This window comes from Burkholderia sp. MS455 (assembly GCF_016899445.1).
Classification (GTDB): domain Bacteria; phylum Pseudomonadota; class Gammaproteobacteria; order Burkholderiales; family Burkholderiaceae; genus Burkholderia; species Burkholderia pyrrocinia_C.
Genome location: NZ_CP041778.1, coordinates 392,484 through 410,777, shown reverse-complemented (window position 1 = coordinate 410,777; position 18,294 = coordinate 392,484). Strand labels below are relative to the sequence as shown.

The window sequence follows — 18,294 nt, the reverse complement described above, 5'->3', positions numbered from 1 at the left end:
GAGCGGCCATCGCCCGGATCAGGGGGCGATCCAGCGGCCTTCGTAGCCGCTTTCTTGCAGATCGAATACCGCTCGGCGATGGCCCGCGCGCGCGAGTTCGAGCCAATCGATCCGCGTTACCGTCATGTGGATCACGCAAAAGTTTTCGTAGCCGTCGCCGGACGGCGCGGTGTCTTGCCTCGCCGAGACATGCGCTGCTTCAGGCGACTCGACCGGCGTGCCGGGCGGCAACGGTGCGCGATACAACAGCAGCGTATGCGGGCGGCTCGATTGCCAGATCGCGCGCCGCTGCGCTTCGTCGTCGCAGATCGACGCAACGCCTTCCGCGCGAATCTGCACGAGCGCATCGAGATCGCTCGCGACAATCGCGATACGCGGATCGCGCCGCAGCTCCGCGACCTTCTGCGAACGCGCATCGGTATGAAACGACAGCACGCGATCGGCACGGCTCGCCTGGCGCAGCACGATCGTCCGCACCTTCGGCGCGCCATCGAGGCCGAGCGTTGCCGCCTGCAGCATCGTGAACGGCGAGCGCCGCACGCCGACGCCGGATTCGAGGCAGGACCACAGGCGGTCGTACGTTTGCGCGAGCGATTCGGAAGTCGAGTCGGACATGACGGGCGGCGGCGATCGGACGTGTTTCGATCGCGCAAGCTTAACCGTTTGCTCCGGCCACGGCTCGCGTGCGATGCGGCCGCCGCCTTGGTGCCGCTCAGTTATAGCCGAGCACGACCGGCGCCGCATCGCCGGCATCGGTCGCCGGCTCCGCGCCGAACCGGCCGAGCACGTCGGCCACATACTGCGGCCCCGCGCTGATCTGCGACGAGCGATGCTTTGCCGGCCGGCTATCGCCGGCGCCAGACGCTGCGTCCATCGATGCCGTTTCGTTGACGGTGATAGTCACGTTCATGTCTCCTCACGCGGCCAGCGCCGCACCATACGCGCGCACGAGGCGCGCGACGCCTTCCCGGATCGCGTCGACGTCCGGCGCGGCGAACGACAGGCGCAGCGATGCCGCGTCGACGTTGTCCGCGAAGAACGCGTTGCCGGGTACGAACACGATCTTGTTTGCGATCGCCTGTTGCAGCAGCACGTCCGACGACACCGCGCCGATCCGCGCCCACACGAACATCCCCCCTTCGGGGCGATGGAATTCGATCGCATCGCCGAAACCGTCGCGCAGCGCGTCGCACATCGCGTCGCATTTGCGCTGGTACGCGGCCGTGATGCGCGGCAGATGGCGTTCGAGCGCGCCGTCGGCCAGATATTCGGCGGCGGCCGCCTGCGTCCACGGCGAGCTGCACAGATCGACCGTCTGCTTCGCGATCACGCAGCGTCGCGCGATTTCGGCCGGCGCGATCGTCCAGCCCACGCGCAGCCCCGGTGCGACGATCTTCGACAGGCTCGCGAAATGCACGATCCAGTCGCGTGCGCCGTCCACTTCATCGGCGAGCGCGAGCATCGACGGCACGGCTTCGCCCGCGAAGCGCAGGTCGCCGTACGGATCGTCCTCGACGATCAGGAAACGGTATTGCGCCGCGAGACGCAGCAGCTTCAGCCGGCGTTCGCGCGTGAGCGTCGCGCCCGTCGGGTTCGCGAAGGTCGGGACGGTATAGAGCAGCTTCGGCTGTGCGATCGCGCCGGACGCGAGTTGTGCTGCGAGACGATCGACATCGAGGCCGTCGCCGTCGACCGGAATCGTGACGATGCGCGCCTGCTGCAGACGCAGCGCCTGCAGCGTCGCCGGGTAAGCCGGCTGTTCGGTCAGCACGACGTCGCCGGGCGACACCATCACGCGCAGCAGCAGGTCGAGACCCTGCTGCGAGCCGGTCGTGACGAGCAGTTCGGCCGACGTGCACGCGACGCCGCGACGCCCCATCAAGGCGATCAGTTGCTGCTTCAGTTCGGCGAGGCCGTCGGTCGGGCCGTATTGCAGGCAGCGGACGGGCTGCGCGTATGCGCGTTCGGCGGCCGTGTTCAGGCCGTCGACGTCGAACAGGTCGCTGGCCGGATAACCGCCCGCGAACGAAATCATGCCCGGTTCGGACAGGTACTTGAACAACTCGCGGATCGGCGAGCCGGCGGGATTCTGGAATGAGGGCGTGAACGCGTACATGTCGTCGTGAGCAGGATGGCGCGGACGGCCGGGATAGCCGCCAGGTGCCTGCCACCGGGGGCGCTTCTGGCGCCACGGCGGCGAATTCGAGCCACGATTGTCGATAGTCATTAAGGCCGCGGCAAACGATATCTATGCACTAGGTCTTGCGGTTTGGTCATCAAATGGGATTGTCTCGGCGATCCAGTCCGGCCGATTGTTTCGTCACGCACAGCCCTTGCCGGCCCCTGTTTGCCGGGGTGAAGCAGACTCAGCGCCCCGTCCCGGCGGGCTCGCCCGCGGGCGGCTTGGCCGCCCGGTTGTTGAGTTCGCGCATGAGGTCGTCCGACACATAGTGGGGACCATCGAACAGATACACCGGATAGCCGCGATAAACCACGAGCTGCTTGCTCAATTCCTCGGCGCTGGCTGAACGGAATCCGCCACGCTCGGCCGGCCGGAAGGCCTCGGCGATGACCCGCACGCGCCGTTTGCCCAGGCGTGAAGCCAGCTCGTCGAGGTAGGTCCGCGCGACCTGCGGCTCGCGGGCATAGACGCCGCAGCCGTCCTGGAAGAACACCCCGACGTCCGCGGGCAGCCACGCTGCGAGCCAGTCCGCCAGTGCTTTTCCGCCGATGTTGGTCTGGTCGTAGACGCTCACCCAAAGCGGACGAGGCAGTCGCTGCAGGATCTCGGCAAGCTTGGGCGCCTCCTGCCAGGTCGGATCGATTTCGACCGGGAAGTAGTAGCCGGTGACATGCAGCGGCAGATGCACGCGCGCCACCTCCGCGGACTGGTCCGCGAGCGTCGACAGGTGGGTGCGCGCACGTTTTTCGTCCTGGTAGCCGGCCAGGCCCAGGATCACGTTTCTGGCCCACGGCGCACGACCGATGCGTTCCCAGTCGGGAAGGTGTGCCGCGGTATGGATGCGGGTGTTGGCAACGAACGCGGTATCGTCCACGACGGTCCATTGGATCAACAAATCGTGTACGCCGAGCATCTGCCAGTTTCCGACGGGATTCGTCGTCGTGTTGTCCACCTGCCAGACGATTCCGTCGGCGTGAACGTCGTGCGCTGTCCAGCTGCATGCGGCCACGACCAGCGATGCGCCGATTGCCGCGAGCGTCGCCGCCCGGTGCGAACGCGGCGCGCCGGAAAGCCGACGCGGTCGGCCTGCCGGTCGAAACTGGCCCATACGCTGTTGAATTTTGCGCACGGCCGGGATGGCGGACGTGGTCATCGCTGGCTCCCCTAGCATTGTCGCGCGTCATCGTAGCCGATCAAACGCAAACGTGCGACCCGCATTTCCGATGCGGGTCGCACGAGGTTACCACCACACTCGCGTCACTTGGCAGTCGTGCCGTCTACCCACTTGTAGCCGAGATTCGTAATGCCGGTGATCAGGCTCTGGAAGTCCTGGTACGCCGGCAATCCGAGATCGGGTTCAAGCCAGTACGGATGGAAGAAGAAGGACGCGAAACCGTCCCGCACCGCCAAACCATATTGAGCATTGGTGACGAGTTGCTGCCATGGATACGAGATACACGAGAACGGGTCGATATTGCAGATGTTGTACTGGACACTGCCCAGGTTCTCCGGGATGATCCGTACCCCGTAGTAATCGGCGTTGATGATGTACGGGAAGAACTGCCCGGCCGAAAAGTCCTGGTTGGGCGCCCCCGTTCCGATTTGAGGATTGGTCGCGGTGTAGTAGACGGCCCGCTGGAACGTCGTCGGGAACGTGAGGGCGGTGGCCGCCGCTGCCAACGGCGACACCTGGTACTGCGGCGCAGCCCAGCCGACGATCTTGTAGCCGTTGGTCGTGAACTCGAGGATGCCCTCGGCCATCCTGCCTGCCGCCCATTGAACGGAGTCCTCATCGACGGGACGGTTCTGGACCGCATACCAGAACTCATAGTCGCTGCCGCTGACCGCGGTGAGAAGATTCGGCGTCGAATCGTACTGGTGCGTAAGGCCGTGCACCACGATCGAACCGCCGCGCGCGACCGCGTAGTTCAGCGAACTCCTGAGGCCCGTTGCCTGAGCAAGATGGATCGTCTCCGGGACGCCGCCGGTGTAATAGCCGTTCGGATCCGTATACACGGGGATGGTCGCCATCGTGAACGGAATCCTCTTGAAGTACAGGTAGTCCGTGAGCTTTTTCATCGAACTCGTCGTTGTATATGCGTCGAGATCCTCCAGACGTACGAGAGCACGGTGATTCACCGGTGCATTGGTCTGCAGTATGTCGTGCAGGATGTCGCATATCACCAGGTACCGATCCGTCGGGCCGATGTAGGAAAACGGCATATCCGCGAAATACCAGAACTTGCCCGAGCGCATGACGTATGGCGTGGTCGCCCCGCTCTTGCTGTTCTTGATGGTGACGAGTGCCTGCGCCTTGGTGGCATCGACGATCTGGGTCAGCCCGATATCCGGGTCCGCACTGATGGCGCCGGTTGACGCGTTATACGCGTAGTACTTGACCATCGGCAGGTTCTTGTACGTGACCGTGTCGTAGAAGCCGGGATTCGGATTGCTCGACGAGGGCGGCGCGTTCAACCCGGCAATGCCGAGAAAGCTGAACCCGAAGGTCTGGTTGAAGGTGTAGGCCGTGTTCCATGCAAGCTGCCACAAGTTGTATTTGAACCAGACCACGGTCTTCGTGGTGGTCATCACGTCGCTCATGAACGCCGTCGGAATCGGGTTGTTGTAGTAATCGCCGATGTAGAACGTGACGTCGTGGTTCGTGACCATGCCGGACGTGTAGTTCTGTATCGGAACCAGATCGACCGTCGCGTTGAAATGGCCAAGCAGGTTCCTCAACATGATGCTGTACATCAGGCCAAGCTTCGAATACGGGTCGTTGGCCGGGTTATCGTATAGCACGAGCGTACGTGCCGTGGTGACCTGCGCGTGCGCCGTGCCCGGCAACGTCATTTGCGCGAGTCCGGCAAGCAGGGCTATGACAAGCAAGATCTTTTTCATGGCCGTTTCTCCCTAGTCGCGTTGCACGTTGCCACCGGCTTTCTTGACGGACTTCAAGTTGAACTTGGGGCGCCCCGTCTCCTTGTATGCCTTCTCCCATTCCTCGTCGGACATACCCGGCTTCACCTTGACCTGGGCGGAACCGTTGGGTAACGGAGGCGGCTTGATCTTTACCGCAGACGAATTGCCCTTCTCCTGCGCATTCGCATCCTGAACAGCGACGGCGAAGGCGAGCGCGGAGATTAATGTGACGAGTGATCCAACGGTGCTCAGTCCGTTCTGAAAATATCGATTGCGATGAGAAATCATGATTTTCATCCTTTGATATGCAAAATAAATTCATCTCGTTAACGAAACGAGCACGGCTGGTGCCATTTAATAATCAGGGCGTTATGTCGTTATTTTTTCCTGCGCACTTGATGCCAGACAAAAATACAGGACGGGATTGTTTTTATTTCAAGCTAGAAACGTACCATCGGTCGCAAATGGGCACGGGATCAGGGCGCCGAAATCGGCACACCATGGCAATCCAAAATTGTTTAGAAAAAACGTTTCAGGTGTGCAACGTATCCGCATTCGAAGCTGTCATCTGACAAACAAGTGAAGCCTGTTCGGACGATTCAGGGAAAACCAGTTCCCTCAATGCTTTGCGCATGGTGACGCGGCAATCGACTCGTATGGCTCGAACATGTCTTGGCGACTGGAGAGGCCGGTGATCGCCGGATTCGCGTGACGATTCCCCCGACGGCGGCAGCCGGGGCGCGGCAACGGGTCCGCAAATCATGTTTCGTCAGATCAATCGATCATGTGTTTCAGCACTGAAACGTTTGGCTCGAATTCGGTGGGTCGATCTTGTGCGACGCCCCGCAGACGCCCGGACGGTCAAGGGCGGCGCGGCAATGGCGCGCGACTTGCTTTATGACCTGTGTATTGAAACGACTGAAACGACGGTGCGCAGGGAGCGCTGCGGGGAGCTGGATCGAGAGCGGCTGCAAACATTAATGGTGCAGGATCCATCCCGGCGGGAGACGGAAGTAAGCGAGGCAAATACCAACTTTCAAAAGTCACCCACTGAACACGTTTCATCTTTAAGGATATTACGTGGTCGCATCGAGAAAGCTCCAGGCTGACGGAGCCTCTTTCGAGTGACAGGAGTTTTTGCGGCTCAAGCCGCGAAGTGGGAGTGACGGGGTCGACGAGGACGGGCAGATATTCGTCCTTCGTTGGTGCAAGGGAGAAGAATTGCATACAAGATAAAATCGCGGGGAAATGATGGATAACACAATATGGATTGCATATTTATATGCACTTAACATTATCACCATTCTGACCGCGATCGTCATCCTGGTAAGCACACTGGATGACCTTACGCTCGACGCCTGTTATTGGTCATTCGAAATCGGGCGATTTCTGCGTCACGAAAAAACACAGACTATCGATATCGGCATGCTGCGCGCCGAGGAAGAACGCTATCTGGCGCTCATGGTGCCGGCGTGGAAAGAGTATGACGTGATCGCCAAAATGATTGAAAACACATTGGTGACCATGGAGTACGAGCGATATGTCATCTTCGTTGGAACCTATCACAACGACGCCGAAACCACGGCGGAGGTCGAACGGATGGTCCGTCGTTATCCGGGCAGGGTGACGCGCGCAACGGTCATGAACGATGGGCCGACCTGCAAGGCAGACTGCCTGAACTGGATCATCGAAGCGATCCTGCGCTACGAAGAAACGCATCATATTCAGTTCGCGGGCGTCGTGATGCACGACTGCGAAGATGTCATTCACCCGATTGAACTCAAATACCTCAGTCATGCGATTGCGGATAGCGACCTGGTCCAGCTCCCCGTTCTGTCATTGCCGCGGAAATGGAACGAGTTCGTGGCCGGATGCTACATGGACGACTTCAGCGAAACGCACCAGAAGGACGTACCGGCGCGAGCCCGTCTGACCGGCGTCGTCCCCGGCGCGGGCGTTGCATCCTGCTACAGCAGGCGCGCCATCGAAGCGGCGATGAAGGAGAGCGGCGGCTGTCCGTTCAACACCAGCTCGCTGACCGAGGACTACGACTTCAGCTTTCGGTTGAGAGACCTGGGCATGAAGGAAACCTTTGCCCGCTTTCCGCTTTCGGATATCCCGCAGGATGCAGGGGCCAAGCGCGCAAAGGGCGGAGCCGCCAATCGAAACCTGCTGGCCACCCGAGAATATTTTCCGAAGACATTTCGCACCGCATATCGACAGCGTGCGCGCTGGATCCTCGGCATCGCCTTTCAGGGGTGGGAGCAACTCGGCTGGAAGGGCGATTTCCTCACCCGCTACATGTTCTTCCATGACCGAAAGGGTATCTTCACATCTCTTTTTTCCGTTATTGCTTACGGTGTACTGATCAATTTCGTAGCGATTGCCGCCCTTCAGAAATTCGGTCATGCCGTCCCCGTCAGCGCCCCTCTCGTCACGGCGAGCGAATGGATGGCTCCGCTGCTCTGGGTGAACACCGTCATGCTGTTTGCCCGCGCCGGGCAGCGCTACTACTTTGTCAGCAAGCTGAACGGTCCCGTCCAGGGGCTGCTCTCGATCCCGCGGATGTTCGTCAACAACCTGATCAATTTCTACGCGGTTTGCCGGGCGTGGCGCATCTATCTCGGCCACCTCGCAAGCGGCAAGCCGATCGCATGGGACAAGACCAGTCATACCTACCTGTCGAACGAACAGCTCGGGAAAGTACGCCGCAAGGTTGGCGAGATCCTCGTCGGCTGGGGCGTGGTCTCACTGGAACAATTGCAGGCAGGCCTGGAGAGACAGCTGACATGCGGCAAGCGGCTGGGCGAACTGTTGATCGAAGGTAGTGCGATCTCCACTGAATCGCTGGCGGATGCGATCGCGGAACAAGCGGAACTCCCGCGGGTAAGCCTGGGCAATGTGGCGGTCGGCCACTTCGCGGATTCGCTGGCATTCGAACTGCAGTACACGTATCGGGCTATCCCGTTTTCAACCGCGGACGACGGAACGTTGAACGTGGCGGTCGGGCGGCCGCTCACGCAAGACGAACAGGATATCGTGCGGCGCGGCGCCAAAGCGAACATAGCGTATTTCATTGCCTGCGATACGGAGATTGCGGCCGAACTCGCCCGACACTCGCGCTTCGTCGAACTCGCGCGAGTGCGTGACGGCGACGATGCAGCGTCGCAGGTTTCTCCAATGCAAAAGCCGTCGGGAGAACAGGCATGAAACGCTCCAGACTCCCGATCGCTGTTGGCCTCAAGCGCTGCGCGCGATTGAGTGCATTGGCGATCGCCGTATCGCTGGCCTGGCAGGCCCCCGCACACGCCACGCAGCCGCTCGCTCCCAAGGCTTATCGGCTCGCCGACGGCGCATACAAGGCAATCAGTGCCGGCGACCTGCCCCGCGCGGAAGAGTATGCACAGCGCGCCCTCAAGATTCAGCCCGGAAGCGAACAGCTCGGGTTGCTGCTCCTCGATGTATTCAAACGTGAAGGAAAAATCGACGAAGCGGACGCCATGATGGAATCGTTAAGCGTTCGTTTTCCGAAAAGCGCCGCGGTACGGGCCGAGCATGGCTACCTGGCGCAGCGGCAGGAACGTTACGACGTGGCATGCAGCGATTTCTCGGCCGCCGTCGCGACAGGTAAATGGAGCAAGGAGCAGCAGCGCAACCTGCGTCTCGCATGGTCGGACAGTGCGCTCGCGGCGCATCGCCCGCATGAAGCCGGCGTTGCGCTGGCGCCGCTGGCAGATGAGAAATCGGCCGCGATTCAGTTGCGTATCGCGCAGTTGAGCCTGATGTCGGGCGATCGCGAAAGCGCGATCCGCGTGGCGGATCTTGCCGCCCGCGACGCGACGACGGACGCCGAGCGGAAGATGGCCGCGTCGATCGTGACGCAGGCCCAGCAACCCGAGCAGGCGCCGCAGATACCGGTGGACGATACCGCGACACAGAAGTTGCAGCAGGCCTATGAGCTCCTGCGCGAACACAAGGATCGCGAGGCGCTCGCCGCATTCCAGGAGGGTTTCGACGGCGGAGCCGGCAACGCGATGAACTACGCGGACGCAGGTTATGCCGCCAAGCGTATCGGCTTGAACCAGCAGTCCGTCGAGCTGTTCGAGCACAGTCTCGACGCCGATGAAAACGAACACAAGTTCGATGCGCAGCACAAGTTCGGCTATCGGCGAGAAGTCGAGCAACTTCAGCGCACCTGGGGCTTCGTGCTGAGCGCGCCCTACCAGTCGGCCGCGTTCGGCCCGCAAGGCACCATCAGCGTGTTGCAGCCGGGTATCGAAGCGTACTGGCAGCCACCGAAGATCGGCTACCAGAACGGACGCATTCTCCAGTTCTTCGTGCGCGGATACGGCACGGCATACGACGGAAGCGGCAACGTGACCGGCATGCCGACCGTGCAGGGTTCGGTGGGGGTTCGCTACAAGCCGATACCCGACCAGAACGTGGTGATGACCGCCGAGCGGCTTTTCCACGTCGGCAGCCTGTCGATGACGGACTGGCTGATGCGCCTGGGCTATTCGTCGGAAGCGGGAACCGACCTGCGGGTCACCGAACCGAGCTGGCGTAGCTGGCAGGCCTATGTCGAAGGTGCGTACTTCATCAAGGCAGGCCGATACATCATCTATTCGGAGTTGCGTTACGGGCACACCTGGCGTTTGACGGCGCTCAGCGATCGGCTGACCGTCTATCCGCATGCCGCGGTGGCCGGCGATCACGACAACCGCCAGCCGGACAAGACGGCGATCGGTGCAGGGCCCGGCATCCAGTTCCGGTACTGGTTTCGCGAAGGCAGGTATAGCGCGCCGGCAAGCTATCTGGATGTCACGGTGCAATACAGGTTTCCGTTGACGTCAGCGGTACGCGCACGTGGTCTCGTGGTACGCGCAACATTGTGGTTTTAACCTGCGACGCTGACGCTTACGCGCGGATGGCGCAATTAGCTGGGCGACTTAAGCGTGATGATCGTTTGACGCAGCAACTGGAAGTAGGAGCTCGTCGAGTACGGGAGCATTTGTTCGACGTAGTTCCACCAGAAGAAACCGCCGATGAAACGCGGGTCGGTCATGCTGTTGACCATCGGGTAATAGGTTTTGATCAGGTTCTGCTGTACCGACGCCGGCGCGGAGATATCCGACGTACCGATTTCGCCGAAGCCGACCTTCGCGTTCGGGAAAATGCTTTCCAGCGCCGCGAAATCGTTCTTCCACGACGGGCTCAGCCCCGGGCAATCCTGGTACGGGTAGTAGCTGAACAACGCGTAGTCGGCCTGCTGGCGAACCGTCGAGGACAGGAAGTTCGTCGGCCAGGTCTTCCAGTAATCCTGGGGTTTCTCCCAGCAGTTGGTACCCTTGCTGTCGTCGTTGTAGTACAGCGTGATCGCGGTCTTGCCGCCGTTCGATTTGACGATCGTGTTGGCCGCGGCGACCATCTGGCCGATCTGCTGCTCTTCCGAATTGACCACCGAGTTCGTACCGCTCGGGTCGTTGCGCAGCCATTCGCCGTTGATTTCGTTGGCGATCTCCCACACGTCGACGGTGTTCTTCAGTTGCGACACCAATTCCTGCGTTCTCGCTTGATACGTCGAGAGCGTCGTCGGGAAATAGTAAGAATCGTAGATCTCGCCCATCACATACGCGACCGAATGCAGGCGCAGCAGCGGTGCGTAGTAGTCCGAGGCCGGCGTACCCGGATCGAACACGACACGCACCGTCGGCCGATACGGCAGGTTCTGCAGCGACGCGATGATCGCATCGAGTTTCGTCAGATCATCGAGCGTGACGCCGTAGACCGGATTCTTCAGGGGTTCGACCTGAGCTTGGGCGGACTGGGATAAAGGCAAGAGCCCAGCATAAGCAATGCACGCGGCAACGGCCGTGCGCGAGATGTTTTTCGTCAGTCTTTTCAAAACGTCCTTCCGTCCTAAAGTAAGAAGAAGCGCGATTTTAGACGAAAATAAAAGCTAATTATCGGACGATATCGACAGAAATGGCTCCGGAACATCGCAGGGCGATGCCTCGCGCAGGAGAAGTTGCGACGCGATGCCTTCGAGAGAAATGTCCAGCATCCCTAAACGAATACCCAACAACATTGGTTCACAAGGCGGCCGAATAGTGAAACCCGTCACCAGCGGGATTCGGCTATGGATGCCTTGCGAACCCGTCGCCGCCCTGCTTCCGACGCTCGATCGCGCAAACGTATGCGGTTGGCTTCAATCACAATCAACGCCGCCATAGTCACCATCCGCCGCACCGGCGAACTCGAAGTGAGGGTGTTCACGGATGCGCTGACGCTCGGCACGAACGGTCCCATCGCCGCGTGACTACCCGTTTCGGTCTTGAGCCGGCTGTACGCGATGCGGCTGGCGTCCACGTTCGGACCGACCGGCAGGTTGACAGCGCTCTCGAGCAGCGACATCGGAAAAAAGCACGACCGCAGCAATCGTGAATTCCTCAGTCCGCTCCGCGTTCGGATCATCGTTGATATGCGTATCCGCCAACGCCGCCGTCCGCAGATCGAGCAACGGAGTGTTCCTTGCCGGGTAGGTGGAAACACCAGGCTTCTTGCCGATCACTGCGTAGACGAATCCGTGCGGGCGTGACAGTTGTCGATGTGCGTATCGACGGACATCGCGACTCCCGCGGCAAGGGCCGGAGCGACAGCGCCCCGGCGGTCAGTCGCGTTCATGCGAAGCCCGGGACAGCCCGCAGTCGACCTTTGCCGTGCGCGAGCCGTTCCCGAGCCGGGCCCCGAAGACAGCGCTCGTCCTTGGCAAGGTCAACACACATCGACCGCCGAAGCTGCGCTCGCATATGCCCGAGAACGGCGTGATTTTTCCGATGGCGTGGAGACCGGCTACCCGCGATTTACGGCGGATATGGAAGCAACGATCACCGCAGGGGCGACCCAGGGTCGCCTGGTCGTGAAACGCACTCGCTGCGGCAGGTAACGAGTTGGGGTATGCGGCGCCGACGCTCTTACGCTCGCACCTACCGCGCGGCCGATGCTGACATAAAATGGAAAATGCTCTGTTGAAGATGAGCTGATGGCAAAAAAAAGGAGTGCCAACATGAGACGCCTTTATTTCCTCGTACCCGATACGCAGATGGCGAAGGCGATCGTCGACGACTTGCTGCGCGCGCGCATCATCTGGCGCCATATCCACGTCCTCGCCAATCACAGTGTCACGCTCGATCAGTTACCCGAAGCATCTTTGCTGCAAAGCAGCGATGTCGTGCACGCGCTCGAGCGCGGCGTCGCATTCGGCGGCGCGACGGGCGCGCTTATCGGTCTCGTCGCGCTTGTGTTCCCCCCTGCGGAGCTCGTGATTGCGGGCGGCGCCGTCGTCGCATTGACGTTGGCGGGAGCGGGCTTCGGGGCGTGGACGGCCGCCATGATCGGCATCGCCGAGCCGAACGCGCGACTCCAGCGATTTCGCGACGCCATACGGGAAGGCCAGATTCTGATCATGGCCGACGTGCCGGGATTACGAGAGCAGGAAATCGAGGAGATGGTCGCCCAGCATTTTCCGAAGGCGGATCTGGAGGGCGGCGAGCCTACGACACCGATCTTTCCCTGAAACCCGAAAACCGGCATACGCAATACCCGAGGCCTGCTCTGCATCGAGCATGCTGGTTTCACACCAGTGTGAAATCGGCATACGTCCACGCGGGACAATTGTCGGGGGTGCTCCCGCTGCCCCGGCACGCCGGTACAGGGGCTATTCCGTGACATCCCGTGCCTCTTTGCGTCGCATCAAATCAGACGCCCGCAATCGCGCGGCGCCGCAATCTCCGCTCCATATCCCGACACGCGCCGGCGCCCTCGCCAGCATTCATCGATGCGTATCGCCGAGCGCGCTATCGCATAACCGCAACCACGGGCGGCACGCTGCCGCGCGCCAACTGCCTGCCTGCCGACACGACGATGCCGAACTTCGAGCGGAACGCCGCCGTGCCATCCATCGCGCAGGGTTTTTGTACCTTGCGTTGGCACCCATATCTGCCATTCTGAATCGAATAAAGGGCGTACTTTTTGACGCGAGTGGCGCCTTCTGAACCCGAGTGCCGAAGCTGAACCGTCGGCAAGGAGGTCGTATGGAACTGAACATTCAATCGCACCATTGGCAACGGCGCAGGCCCGACTGGCTCGCCGCTGCCGTGGCCGGTCTTGCGGGCGGCGCCCTGGTGATCGTGCTCGAATTCTTCTGGTCGACCATGGTGCTCGACGAAAGCCCGTGGCAACCGACCCACAAGATCGCGGCAATGGTGATGGGCCGCAGCGCGCTCGAACAGATGTCGGTCTTCAGCTTCAGCATCGTGGGGACGGCGCTGGTACTGCACTACGTGCTCGGCGCCATCATGGGGATGATGCTCGCCGCGATCATTGCGCCGTTCCGCTTCGATTCGAGCGTGGGCATGGAGGCCGTCATCGGGCTGGCCTTCGGGATCGTCGCGTATGTGTGGAACTTCCATGTGATGACAGCCGTGTTCCCATGGTTCGTCTCCGAGCGGGGTTCCGGGCCCTTGCTGGCAAACCTGCTGTTCGGCGTGGTCACCGCCGTCGTCTACGGCATGCTCGAACGGCGCAAGCGGGACGCGATGCACTGACGCGCCGTTTTTTCTGCCGTGCTTAAAGACCCGGCGCCCTCGCGGGACGGCCGCCTCGACAACCGATGCCGGAGGCGGCCATTTTGCATTGCATCGCAGCGATGCGGCTTCTCCATTCGCGCGATACACCTATGGCGCGCGCTGCCCCGTTGCGCTGCCTTGCACGATGCAAAGGAGAGGACTACCTTTGCTTTAAAGCCGCTTGCAACGCTTGGCGAATCGGACCTGGCAGACTGCCGGCGAAAACAACGATACGAAGTACGGCAAGGCGGCACAACGACGCCAGGAGCGCTTGTCGGCGGCTCCGGCGAGTGACACGCAGCGAGGCGGCCCATGGCCCTTGCGATTGCCCTGATCCTGATCATCGTATTGGCGGTGGGGTTTCACTTTGCCAGTCCCTGGTGGATCACGCCGATCGCGTCGAACTGGGTGCGCATGGACGACATGCTGACGATCACGATCGTCATTACCGGCGCGCTCTTCATCGCGATCAACCTGTTCATCGTGATCGCACTGGTGCGCTACCGCCACCGCAGCGGGCATCGCGCGGCCTACGAGCCGCACAACAGGCGGCTGGAATGGTGGCTGATCGGCCTGACCGCTGTCGGCGTGGCGGCGTTGCTGGCACCGGGGCTCTTCGTCTACGCGGACTACATCCGGCCGCCGCGCAACGTGCTGCAGATGGAGGTGCTCGGCCAGCAATGGCAATGGCGCTTCCGCTTCGCCGGCCCCGGCGGCAAGCTGGGCACGACGGACGTGCGCTACATCGGCAACGACAACCCCTTCGGCCTGAACCCAGGCGACCCCAACGGCCGTGACAACTACCTGATCGAGGCGCCCGAGGTACACCTGCCGCTCAACCGGCCGATCCAGGTCCTGGCACGCTCGCGCGACGTGCTGCACGACTTCTACGTCCCGCCGTTCCGTGCGCGCATGAACATGGTGCCCGGCATGGTGACCACCTTCTGGTTCACGCCGACCAAGGCGGGGCGCTACGACATCCTGTGCGCACAGCTTTGCGGTATCGGGCACTCCGGCATGCGCGGCGTGGTGGTGGTGGAAGACGAAGCATCGTTCTCGCGCTGGCTCGCGCAGCAGACCACGTTCGCGCAGCGGCAGCAGGCCAGGGTGCAGGCAGCAGCAGCCGCTACCGGCGGCAGCGCCCAGGCGCTTGCCGACCAGGGCAAGACGCTTGCGGCGGCCAAGGGCTGCGTCGCCTGCCATACCGTGGACGGCAGTCCGCGCGTGGGCCCCACCTGGAAAGGCCTGTACGGCAAGACCGAAACGATGGCCGACGGCAGCACCGCGAAGGTGGACGAAGCCTATCTGCGCGCCTTCATCCGCGACCCGAAGGCCCGCGTCGTGAAGGGCTTCTCGCCCGTCATGCCGACTTTCGACCTGAGCGAGCAGGAACTGACCGCGCTGGTGACCTACATCGAGTCGCTAGGCGGTCCGGCCGCCAGCAGCGCAACGAATCCCTAGCGAATTCCCAGCGGAGCACATGCAATGCCCTACGCGCACACCGACCACGTCCCGCAAAGCTTCTGGACCCGCTATATCTGGAGCCAGGACCACAAGGTCATCGCCGTGCAATATGCGCTGACGGCCATCGCCATCGGCCTGGTCGGCATGGTGTTGTCGGACCTGATGCGGCTGCAGCTCGGCTTTCCGGGCAAGTTCAGCTTCATCGACGCCAACCATTACTACCAGTTCGTCACCATGCACGGGATGATCATGGTGATCTACCTGCTGACGGCGCTGTTTCTGGGCGGCTTCGGCAACTACCTGATCCCGCTGATGCTGGGCGCGCGCGACATGGTGTTCCCGTTTCTCAACATGCTGAGCTACTGGGTCTACCTGCTGGCCGTGCTGGTGCTGGTGGCGAGCTTCTTCGTGCCGGGCGGGCCGACCGGCGCGGGCTGGACGCTGTATCCGCCGCAGGCCATCCTGCCGGGCACGCCTGGCGTGGAATGGGGCATCGTGCTGATGCTCGTGTCGCTGGCGATCTTCATCGTCGCGGCAACGATGGGCGGCCTGAATTACGTCACCACCACGCTGCAGGCGCGCACCCGCGGCATGACGCTCATGCGCATGCCGCTCACGGTGTGGGGCATCTTCATCGCGACCATCATGGCGCTGCTGGCGTTTCCGGCGCTGTTCGTGTCGGCGGTGATGATGCTGCTCGACAGGATACTCGGCACCAGCTTCTTCATACCGGCCGTGGTGTCGATGGGGCAGACGCTCAAGCATGCCGGCGGCAGCCCGCTGCTGTTCCAGCACCTGTTCTGGTTCTTCGGGCATCCGGAGGTCTACATCGTCGCGCTGCCGGCCTTCGGCATCGCGTCGGACCTCATCAGCACGCACGCGCGCAAGAGCATCTTCGGCTACAGGATGATGGTGTGGGCCATCGTCGTCATCGGCGCGCTGAGCTTCGTGGTCTGGGCGCACCACATGTTCGTCGCCGGCATGAATCCGTACTTCGGCTTCTTCTTTGCCACGACCACGCTCATCATCGCCATCCCGACCGCGCTCAAGGTCTACAACTGGGTGCTGACGCTGTGGCGCGGCGATATCCACCTGACCGTGCCGATGCTGTTTGCCATCGGCTTCATCAGCACCTTCGTGCTGGGTGGGCTGACCGGGCTCTATCTCGGCAACGTGAGCGTGGACATTCCGTTGTCGAACACGTACTTCGTGGTGGCGCACTTCCATATGGTGATGGCCGTGTCGCCGATCCTGGTGGTGTTCGGCGGCATCTACCACTGGTATCCGAAGGTGACGGGCCGCATGCTGAACGATACGCTCGGGCGCGCGCACTTCTGGATCACCTTCGTCGGCACCTATGCGATCTACTTCCCGATGCACTATCTCGGCATCCTGGGCATGCCGCGGCGGTATTACGCGTACGAGGGCTACAGCTTCATTCCCCATTCGGCGCAGACGCTCAACACCTTCATCACCGTCGTTGCGCTGATCGTTGCGGCGGCGCAGCTGCTGTTCCTGTACAACCTCGCGTGGAGCCTCGCGCGCGGCAAGCGCGCCGACGGCAACCCGTGGCGGGCCACCACGCTCGAATGGCAGACGCCGCAAACGCCGCCCGTGCACGGCAACTGGGGCGCCGCGCTGCCCGTCGTCTACCGCTGGGCTTACGAATACAGCCCGCCGGGGCACGAGGAAGACTTCGTCCCGCAGAACCAGCCGCCTGCGACGGCGCCCGAGCCGGCGGCCCGCCCGACGCTTCAACCCGGCGAGGCTCGCGAATGACCACACTGCCCCGCCCCTTCGTTCCCGACGCGCCACCGGTCCTGCCGAATGCGAGCCGCATCGGCCTGATGGTCTTCATGGCGGTGGCGACGACCTTGTTTTCGCTGCTGCTGCTCGCCTATGGCATGCGCATGCGCGAGCCCGACTGGCAGCCGATCCCGCATCCGGCGCTGCTGTGGTGGAACACCGGCGCGCTGGTGCTGGCAAGCGTTGCCATGCAGCGTGCCCGGCAGCTGACCTTGCACCGCGTGGCGTGGCTCGCGTGCGGCGGCGTGCTGGCGGCCGTGTTCGTGATCGGGCAACTGATCGCCTGGCGCATGCTGTCGGCGGCCGGGCAGACCGTCACCGTCAATCCTTCCAATAGCTTCCTCTACCTGCTCACCGGCCTGCACGGATTGCATGTGCTGGGCGGGCTGGCGGCCTGGGCCGTGACGATCGCGCGTCTCCGGCGCACGGACCCGTTCCGGGCCCAGCGCGCCATCGCGCTGTGCGCCCTCTACTGGCATTTCCTGCTGGCCGTCTGGCTCGTGCTGCTGGCGGCGATGTGGTGGCTCACCCCTGCGTTCGTCGCGGCCATCTGCGGGCCGCTGTATGGAGCCGCGCCATGACCGCACCCACGCTTCCCACCGAATCCGCCGACACCCCGCCCACCGACGCCGGGCCTGACGGCTGGCGCGGCATCGTCACGGACTGGTCGGCCGACCGCGAAGCCTTCAAGGTGCCGTGGGGCAAGGCGATGATGTGGATCTTCCTGCTGTCGGACACCTTCGTCTTCAGCAGCTTCCTGATCGGCTACATGTCGGTGCGCATGTCGACCACGGTGCCGTGGCCCGATCCCTCCAAGGTGTTCGGGCTCACGGTGGGCGGCGTGGACGTGCCGTTGCTGTTGATCGCCATCATGACGTTCACGCTGATCACCAGCAGCGGCACCATGGCGATGGCCGTCAACTTCGGCTACCGGCGCAACGCCAGGCGCGCCGCCGCCCTGTTGCTGGCCACCGCGCTGCTGGGCGCGACCTTCGTGTCGATGCAGGCCTTCGAATGGACCAAGCTGATCGTCCATGAAGGGATCCGCCCGTGGAGCAACCCGCTGGGCGCGGCGCAGTTTGGCGCGTGCTTCTTCATGATCACCGGATTCCACGGCTTTCACGTGACCTGCGGCGTGATCTACCTGCTGCTGATCGCGCGCAAGATCCTGCAACCGGGGTTTACCGAGCACGGCAACTTCCAGATCGTCGAGATCGCCGGCTTGTACTGGCACTTCGTCGACCTGGTGTGGGTGTTCATCTTCGCGCTGTTCTATTTGTGGTGAGGCAGGCC

At 62.3% G+C, this 18,294-nt stretch carries 16 protein-coding genes and 1 pseudogene; 9 read left to right on the top strand and 8 right to left on the bottom strand.

Annotated elements, in window-relative coordinates; all coding sequences use genetic code 11:
• Positions 1 to 18 precede the first annotated feature (18 nt).
• The 6 genes from FPJ27_RS06305 to FPJ27_RS06280 form a co-directional block, all read right to left on the bottom strand.
• Positions 19 to 615 (bottom strand): pyridoxamine 5'-phosphate oxidase family protein, encoded by a 597-nt coding sequence (locus tag FPJ27_RS06305; RefSeq protein WP_204422352.1) that lies wholly within the window; start codon positions 613 to 615, stop codon positions 19 to 21.
• Positions 616 to 712: 97 nt separating this feature from the next.
• The gene (locus FPJ27_RS06300) at positions 713 to 904 is read right to left on the bottom strand and encodes a hypothetical protein (protein ID WP_204422351.1); all 192 of its coding nucleotides are present in this window, start codon (positions 902 to 904) and stop codon (positions 713 to 715) included.
• Between the two features lie 12 nt (positions 905 to 916).
• On the bottom strand, positions 917 to 2,116 hold the full coding sequence (locus FPJ27_RS06295) for a PLP-dependent aminotransferase family protein (RefSeq protein ID WP_204423080.1): 1,200 nt from the start codon (positions 2,114 to 2,116) through the stop codon (positions 917 to 919).
• Between the two features lie 250 nt (positions 2,117 to 2,366).
• Positions 2,367 to 3,335 carry a hypothetical protein gene (locus tag FPJ27_RS06290; RefSeq protein ID WP_204422350.1) on the bottom strand — a complete coding sequence of 323 codons (969 nt, stop codon included), beginning with the start codon at positions 3,333 to 3,335 and terminating at the stop codon, positions 2,367 to 2,369.
• A gap of 104 nt (positions 3,336 to 3,439) precedes the next feature.
• A complete protein-coding gene (locus FPJ27_RS06285) occupies positions 3,440 to 5,083 on the bottom strand; it encodes a DUF2334 domain-containing protein (RefSeq protein WP_204422349.1) in 1,644 nt (547 codons plus the stop codon).
• Between the two features lie 12 nt (positions 5,084 to 5,095).
• Positions 5,096 to 5,401 (bottom strand): hypothetical protein, encoded by a 306-nt coding sequence (locus tag FPJ27_RS06280; protein WP_239483243.1) that lies wholly within the window; start codon positions 5,399 to 5,401, stop codon positions 5,096 to 5,098.
• Positions 5,402 to 5,865: 464 nt separating this feature from the next.
• Between FPJ27_RS06280 and FPJ27_RS06275 the strand changes: the two genes are divergently transcribed.
• The 3 genes from FPJ27_RS06275 (at position 5,866) to FPJ27_RS06265 (ending at position 10,005) form a co-directional block, all read left to right on the top strand.
• Positions 5,866 to 6,213 (top strand): hypothetical protein, encoded by a 348-nt coding sequence (locus tag FPJ27_RS06275; protein ID WP_204422348.1) that lies wholly within the window; start codon positions 5,866 to 5,868, stop codon positions 6,211 to 6,213.
• 139 nt (positions 6,214 to 6,352) lie between these two features.
• On the top strand, positions 6,353 to 8,314 hold the full coding sequence (locus FPJ27_RS06270; RefSeq protein WP_204422347.1) for a glycosyl transferase family protein: 1,962 nt from the start codon (positions 6,353 to 6,355) through the stop codon (positions 8,312 to 8,314).
• Positions 8,311 to 10,005 (top strand): bacteriophage N4 adsorption protein A, encoded by a 1,695-nt coding sequence (locus FPJ27_RS06265; RefSeq protein ID WP_204422346.1) that lies wholly within the window; start codon positions 8,311 to 8,313, stop codon positions 10,003 to 10,005. The genes FPJ27_RS06270 and FPJ27_RS06265 overlap by 4 nt, the downstream gene beginning before the upstream one ends.
• Before the next feature lie 35 nt (positions 10,006 to 10,040).
• Here FPJ27_RS06265 and FPJ27_RS06260 read toward each other — a convergent pair whose 3' ends face one another.
• Both FPJ27_RS06260 and FPJ27_RS06255 read right to left on the bottom strand, forming a co-directional pair.
• Positions 10,041 to 10,961: a hypothetical protein gene (locus FPJ27_RS06260; RefSeq protein WP_239483295.1), complete on the bottom strand. Its 921-nt coding sequence runs from the start codon at positions 10,959 to 10,961 to the stop codon at positions 10,041 to 10,043.
• 341 nt (positions 10,962 to 11,302) lie between these two features.
• Positions 11,303 to 11,687 (bottom strand): annotated as a pseudogene (locus FPJ27_RS06255) (phosphate acyltransferase); the annotation flags it as partial.
• A 483-nt stretch (positions 11,688 to 12,170) separates the two neighbouring features.
• Here FPJ27_RS06255 and FPJ27_RS06250 point away from each other — a divergent pair.
• The 6 genes from FPJ27_RS06250 to FPJ27_RS06225 all read left to right on the top strand — a co-directional run bounded on the left by FPJ27_RS06250 (position 12,171) and on the right by FPJ27_RS06225 (position 18,286).
• The gene (locus FPJ27_RS06250; protein ID WP_072438484.1) at positions 12,171 to 12,680 is read left to right on the top strand and encodes a DUF1269 domain-containing protein; all 510 of its coding nucleotides are present in this window, start codon (positions 12,171 to 12,173) and stop codon (positions 12,678 to 12,680) included.
• Between the two features lie 517 nt (positions 12,681 to 13,197).
• Positions 13,198 to 13,710, top strand: coding sequence for a hypothetical protein (locus tag FPJ27_RS06245; protein WP_204422344.1), 513 nt, complete (start codon positions 13,198 to 13,200; stop codon positions 13,708 to 13,710).
• A gap of 333 nt (positions 13,711 to 14,043) precedes the next feature.
• Positions 14,044 to 15,192, top strand: a complete 1,149-nt coding sequence (locus FPJ27_RS06240; protein WP_072438478.1) for a c-type cytochrome — start codon at positions 14,044 to 14,046, stop codon at positions 15,190 to 15,192.
• Between the two features lie 24 nt (positions 15,193 to 15,216).
• Positions 15,217 to 16,974 (top strand): cytochrome c oxidase subunit I, encoded by a 1,758-nt coding sequence (gene ctaD, locus FPJ27_RS06235; protein ID WP_204422343.1) that lies wholly within the window; start codon positions 15,217 to 15,219, stop codon positions 16,972 to 16,974.
• On the top strand, positions 16,971 to 17,582 hold the full coding sequence (locus FPJ27_RS06230) for a cytochrome c oxidase subunit 3 (protein ID WP_072438474.1): 612 nt from the start codon (positions 16,971 to 16,973) through the stop codon (positions 17,580 to 17,582). Before ctaD ends, FPJ27_RS06230 begins: the two co-directional genes overlap by 4 nt.
• Positions 17,579 to 18,286, top strand: coding sequence for a heme-copper oxidase subunit III family protein (locus FPJ27_RS06225; protein ID WP_072438472.1), 708 nt, complete (start codon positions 17,579 to 17,581; stop codon positions 18,284 to 18,286). The genes FPJ27_RS06230 and FPJ27_RS06225 overlap by 4 nt, the downstream gene beginning before the upstream one ends.
• The last annotated feature ends 8 nt before the right edge of the window (positions 18,287 to 18,294 follow it).

Coding starts and splice junctions, on each gene's coding strand:
- FPJ27_RS06230 (WP_072438474.1), top strand. CDS start 16,971: ATGACCACACTGCCCCGCCCCTTCGTTCCCGACGCGCCACCGGTCCTG.
- FPJ27_RS06280 (WP_239483243.1), bottom strand. CDS start 5,401: ATGAAAATCATGATTTCTCATCGCAATCGATATTTTCAGAACGGACTG.
- ctaD (WP_204422343.1), top strand. CDS start 15,217: ATGCCCTACGCGCACACCGACCACGTCCCGCAAAGCTTCTGGACCCGC.
- FPJ27_RS06250 (WP_072438484.1), top strand. CDS start 12,171: ATGAGACGCCTTTATTTCCTCGTACCCGATACGCAGATGGCGAAGGCG.
- FPJ27_RS06305 (WP_204422352.1), bottom strand. CDS start 615: ATGTCCGACTCGACTTCCGAATCGCTCGCGCAAACGTACGACCGCCTG.
- FPJ27_RS06270 (WP_204422347.1), top strand. CDS start 6,353: ATGATGGATAACACAATATGGATTGCATATTTATATGCACTTAACATT.
- FPJ27_RS06285 (WP_204422349.1), bottom strand. CDS start 5,083: ATGAAAAAGATCTTGCTTGTCATAGCCCTGCTTGCCGGACTCGCGCAA.
- FPJ27_RS06295 (WP_204423080.1), bottom strand. CDS start 2,116: ATGTACGCGTTCACGCCCTCATTCCAGAATCCCGCCGGCTCGCCGATC.
- FPJ27_RS06225 (WP_072438472.1), top strand. CDS start 17,579: ATGACCGCACCCACGCTTCCCACCGAATCCGCCGACACCCCGCCCACC.
- FPJ27_RS06240 (WP_072438478.1), top strand. CDS start 14,044: ATGGCCCTTGCGATTGCCCTGATCCTGATCATCGTATTGGCGGTGGGG.
- FPJ27_RS06290 (WP_204422350.1), bottom strand. CDS start 3,335: ATGACCACGTCCGCCATCCCGGCCGTGCGCAAAATTCAACAGCGTATG.
- FPJ27_RS06275 (WP_204422348.1), top strand. CDS start 5,866: ATGTTTCGTCAGATCAATCGATCATGTGTTTCAGCACTGAAACGTTTG.
- FPJ27_RS06265 (WP_204422346.1), top strand. CDS start 8,311: ATGAAACGCTCCAGACTCCCGATCGCTGTTGGCCTCAAGCGCTGCGCG.
- FPJ27_RS06245 (WP_204422344.1), top strand. CDS start 13,198: ATGGAACTGAACATTCAATCGCACCATTGGCAACGGCGCAGGCCCGAC.